Below are 4,624 nucleotides of genomic sequence, written 5' to 3'. Positions count from 1 at the left end.
ATAACAATAGCGGGAGTAGTTATCCGCCTGCGGGTTACGGTACGAACGGCGCCTATGCCGGGGGAGCGGCTTCGGCCCCTGCCTCGGCACAAGGCATGCTGTTCAACCAACTGCAACAAATGCAGGATCAGATTTCGCGCCAGCAAGGTGTGATTGAAGAACTGCAGAATCAGGTTGCGCGCATGAAGCAAGAATCCCTGGAGCGATACCAGGATCTTGATCGGCGCATAGGATCCGGTGTTGCACCTGCCGCGACTCCTGAGAATTCTTCTACCGGTGGCGATGCAAGTGCTGCTGCCGGTGCTGCCTCTGGCGCCGGGGCTGCTGCCCAGGCACCTGCTGCGAGTAGCGAACCGGGTGATCCGGCCAAGGAAAAGCTGTATTACGATGCCGCTTTCGACCTGATCAAAGCCAAGGATTTCGACAAGGCCAGCCAGGCTTTCGCCGCTTTCCTGCGCAAATACCCGAACAGCCAATATGCGGGCAACGCCCAGTATTGGTTGGGTGAAGTGAACCTGGCCAAAGGTGATCTGCAAGGTGCAGGTCAAGCATTTGCCAAGGTTTCGCAGCTGTATCCCAAGCACGCCAAAGTGCCGGACTCGCTGTACAAGCTGGCTGATGTAGAGCGCCGCCTCGGTCATAACGACAAGGTAAAAGGCATTCTGCAGCAGGTTGTTGCCCAATATCCGGGCACATCTGCCGCTCAGTTGGCCCAACGCGATCTGCAACGCATGTAAGTTGCTTGACCCTTTGGAAGAAACCCGCGCCTGTCGCGGGTTTTTTCGTTAGAATTCACGCCCTTTTTCTGAAACACGCTTCTTGTGGTCTGCGCGTTGGCGGGATTGCCTGAAGTGCCTGACGGAGGCGGACAGCCTGTTTAGCTGTTACGCCCGTGGCGACTATGCAAGACACATTGAGAATCACCGAAGTTTTCTACTCTTTGCAGGGGGAAACGCGGACTGCCGGGCTGCCCACTGTTTTTGTGCGTCTGACCGGTTGCCCTTTGCGTTGCCAATACTGCGACAGTGCCTATGCGTTCAGTGGCGGCACCGTCCGCACCCTCGACGATATCCTCGAGCAAGTAGCGGGATTCCGTCCGCGCTATGTATGCGTCACCGGCGGTGAGCCGCTGGCACAGCCTAATGCCATTCCTTTACTCAAGCAGTTGTGTGATGCCGGTTACGAGGTCTCTCTGGAAACCAGCGGTGCTCTTGACGTTTCCGCTGTCGATCCGCGCGTCAGTCGCGTAGTCGACCTGAAAACACCGGGCTCGAAAGAAGCGCATCGCAACCGTTACGAGAATATCGAACTGCTGACTCCCAACGATCAGGTGAAGTTTGTCATCTGCTCGCGGGAAGACTACGACTGGGCCGTTTCCAAGTTGATCCAGTACGGACTCGACCGACGTGCCGGTGAAGTCCTGTTCTCGCCAAGTCACCACGACTTGAATGCGCGGGATCTGGCAGATTGGGTCGTAGCGGATAACCTGCCGGTACGCCTGCAATTGCAGCTGCATAAATATCTTTGGAATGACGAGCCGGGGCGCTGATATGACTGAGCAACTGAACACCACCGAAAAACGCGCAGTCATTTTGCTGTCTGGCGGCCTCGACTCTGCGACTGTCGTAGCCATGGCTCGCGCCGAGGGCTATAGCTGCTACACCATGAGCTTCGATTACGGTCAGCGTTCGCATGCCGAATTGCACGCTGCTGCACGTGTTGCCCGCGACCTAGGTGTGATCGAGCACAAGGTGATCGGTCTGAATCTGAACGGCATGGGCGGTTCGGCCCTGACGGACACCAGCATCGAGATTCCTGAAGAGCTGGGCGAGGGCATCCCGGTGACTTACGTGCCGGCGCGCAATACCGTTTTCCTGTCGCTGGCACTGGGTTGGGCTGAAGTGCTTGGCGCCCGTGACATCTTTATTGGTGTGAATGCGGTGGATTATTCCGGTTATCCGGATTGCCGTCCCGAGTTTATCGAATCCTTCGAGCGCATGGCCAATCTGGCGACCAAGGCGGGGGTTGAAGGCAATGGCTTTCGCATTCAGGCGCCATTGCAGAACCTGAGCAAGGCGCAGATCGTACAGGCGGGCGTGAAGCTCGGCGTCGATTATGGCCTCACCGTTTCCTGCTATCAGGCCGATGATAATGGCCGTGCATGCGGTAAATGCGACAGCTGCCGCCTGCGTGCGGAAGGCTTTGCGGCGGCCGGCGTGAGCGATCCAACACCTTATTTTTGATTATTTTCAAAAAGGTGTTGAATAGTCCTTAAAAATCAGTATTATACGCGCCACCACACAGCGGGTCGTTAGCTCAGTTGGTAGAGCAGTTGGCTTTTAACCAATTGGTCGTAGGTTCGAATCCCACACGACCCACCATATTTGGCGGTTTAGAAAATCCGGAAGGCCCACGAAAGTGAGGATTTCCGGGTTTTTTTTTGCCTGCGATTCGGGTGCGCGTTCGATCGGTGCTGCCGGCGCTGACACAGGTCAGAATCATCTTTTGTATCAACCGGATATTCTGTAGCCTTGCGCAGCTTCAACGCTGTCCGTGCCTGATAAAACTCACTCTCCCGGCGGTACCCACAAGGGGTCCGGAGCCGGGTGTATACTCGACTTTCGCGCGAAAGCGCCTGCAGGTCTTGCGAACATGACGCAGATTTCCGAACGCCTTCTGGTTCAAGCTCACCTCGACGCGAAACAGCCCAAACCGCTGACCGCCGAGGAAGAGGCTTATTACCGTTCTGCCATCGCCGCTGAGCTCAAGGCTCAGGACGCGGTGCTGGTGGCCCACTTTTATTGCGATCCGGTGATTCAGGCTTTGGCCGAAGAAACCGGCGGCTGTGTCTCCGACTCCCTGGAAATGGCCCGCTTTGGCAACGCTCATCCGGCCAAGACCGTGGTGGTCGCCGGTGTGAAGTTCATGGGTGAGACCGCGAAGATTCTCAATCCGGAAAAACGTGTGCTGATGCCGACCCTGGAAGCGACGTGCTCCTTGGATCTGGGTTGTCCGGTAGACGAGTTCTCGGCGTTCTGCGATCAGCATCCGGAACGCACGGTGGTGGTTTACGCCAACACCTCTGCCGCCGTCAAAGCCCGAGCCGACTGGGTGGTGACGTCGAGTTGCGCACTGGAGATCGTCGAAAGCCTGATGGACAACGGCGAAACCATCATCTGGGGGCCGGACAAACACCTGGGCACCTACATTCAGCGCAAGACCGGCGCCGACATGCTGCTCTGGGACGGTGCCTGCATCGTCCACGAAGAGTTCAAATCCAAGCAGCTCGAGGACATGAAGGCGTTGTACCCGGATGCAGCGATTCTAGTGCACCCGGAGTCGCCGACATCGGTAATCGAACTGGCGGACGCCGTTGGTTCCACCAGCCAATTGATCGCCGCTGCGCAGTCCTTGCCGAACAAGACTCTGATCGTCGCCACTGACCGCGGCATTTTCTACAAGATGCAGCAGCTATGCCCGGACAAGGTCTTCATCGAGGCGCCAACCGCCGGTAACGGCGCAGCGTGCCGCAGTTGCGCACATTGCCCGTGGATGGCCATGAACACCCTTGAGCGCACGCTCAAGAGCTTGAAGGAAGGGACGAACGAGATCTTTGTTGATCCGGCGTTGATTCCGCAGGCGATTCGGCCTTTGAAGCGCATGCTGGATTTCACTCAGGCTGCGCGAATGAAGCTGGCCGGTAACGCTTAAGCGTAAAAGCAAAAGATCGCAGCCTGCGGCAGCTCCTACAGAAATCGTTGTAGGCGCTGCCGCAGGCTGCGATCTTTTTTATGGGCGCTACTTTTGTTTCTTCGGAACCCGGACGACCCGAGTATCGGAATAGATGTCATGCCACGTGCGCTTCTGCTTGTCATAGAGCGACCAGAAGAATCCCAGGCCGACGCACAGCCATGAAGCAATCGATACCATAAACCGCAACAGCGCCTGCCACAGGCTGATCGCCGTGCCGTTGGCGTTCTGCACACGAATGCCCCACACCTGCATGCCCAGCGTCTGACCGCCATGGGTCCAGAATTTGGCGAAGAAGGCAAACAGCACCAGGAGCAATACGGTGGAATACAGCGGATCGCCGTCCAGTTGCCCGGCATCTGTCATCACGCGCAGACGTTCTTCGCCGATGATCGCCGCCTGGATGAGCTTGTAAATGAAGCCGGTCACGATCAGCAGGGCGGTGCACAACAGAAAGTCATAGAACATCGCAGCCAGACGACGGCCAAGGCCAGCGGGAGGAAAGTCGCCTTGGGGCGTGAGCAGGTGTTTCGACATGGCGGCCTCTGGACGCGAAATGAAGCGCCATTTTACGGATTCGCGCGCACAAAAAAGCCCCTGATATCAATATCAGGGGCTTTTTCGTTACAGAAGGATCAAGCTTCTGCTTGTACTTCGTCAGCCTGCATGCCTTTCTGGCCTTGCACAGCAACGAAAGTCACTTTCTGGCCTTCTTTCAGGCTTTTGAAGCCGTTGCCCTGAATGGCGCGGAAATGCACGAACAGATCCGGACCGCTTTCTGGAGTGATAAAACCAAATCCTTTATCGTCGGTATTCGACTTGGCGGGACCGCTCTGACGGGTGGCCAGTGCTGGTTTCCTTTGTCGCCGTCAGT

General features: G+C 56.8%; 6 protein-coding genes and 1 tRNA gene. 5 read left to right on the top strand and 2 right to left on the bottom strand.

Annotation, left to right across the window (positions count from 1 at the left end):
- From ybgF to nadA, 5 genes are all read left to right on the top strand, one after another.
- The coding region (ybgF, locus tag ACIOVB_RS26985) for a tol-pal system protein YbgF (protein ID WP_401272210.1) at positions 1 to 737 on the top strand (737 nt) is incomplete at its 5' end.
- A gap of 164 nt (positions 738 to 901) precedes the next feature.
- On the top strand, positions 902 to 1,549 hold the full coding sequence (queE, locus tag ACIOVB_RS26980; RefSeq protein ID WP_008080230.1) for a 7-carboxy-7-deazaguanine synthase QueE: 648 nt from the start codon (positions 902 to 904) through the stop codon (positions 1,547 to 1,549).
- A 1-nt stretch (position 1,550) separates the two neighbouring features.
- Positions 1,551 to 2,243 carry a 7-cyano-7-deazaguanine synthase QueC gene (gene queC, locus ACIOVB_RS26975; RefSeq protein WP_401272209.1) on the top strand — a complete coding sequence of 231 codons (693 nt, stop codon included), beginning with the start codon at positions 1,551 to 1,553 and terminating at the stop codon, positions 2,241 to 2,243.
- 62 nt (positions 2,244 to 2,305) lie between these two features.
- Positions 2,306 to 2,381 (top strand) — tRNA-Lys (locus ACIOVB_RS26970).
- Between the two features lie 271 nt (positions 2,382 to 2,652).
- Positions 2,653 to 3,711: a quinolinate synthase NadA gene (gene nadA / locus ACIOVB_RS26965; RefSeq protein WP_016773509.1), complete on the top strand. Its 1,059-nt coding sequence runs from the start codon at positions 2,653 to 2,655 to the stop codon at positions 3,709 to 3,711.
- An 87-nt stretch (positions 3,712 to 3,798) separates the two neighbouring features.
- Here nadA and ACIOVB_RS26960 read toward each other — a convergent pair whose 3' ends face one another.
- On the bottom strand, positions 3,799 to 4,287 hold the full coding sequence (locus ACIOVB_RS26960) for an RDD family protein (protein WP_401272208.1): 489 nt from the start codon (positions 4,285 to 4,287) through the stop codon (positions 3,799 to 3,801).
- A gap of 98 nt (positions 4,288 to 4,385) precedes the next feature.
- Positions 4,386 to 4,598 (bottom strand): cold-shock protein, encoded by a 213-nt coding sequence (locus ACIOVB_RS26955; RefSeq protein ID WP_401272211.1) that lies wholly within the window; start codon positions 4,596 to 4,598, stop codon positions 4,386 to 4,388.
- Between the last annotated feature and the right edge of the window lie 26 nt (positions 4,599 to 4,624).

The sequence above is a fragment of the Pseudomonas sp. NPDC087639 genome (assembly GCF_044743385.1).
Classification (GTDB): Bacteria; Pseudomonadota; Gammaproteobacteria; order Pseudomonadales; family Pseudomonadaceae; genus Aquipseudomonas.
This window is presented reverse-complemented; position numbering and strand designations above follow the sequence as displayed.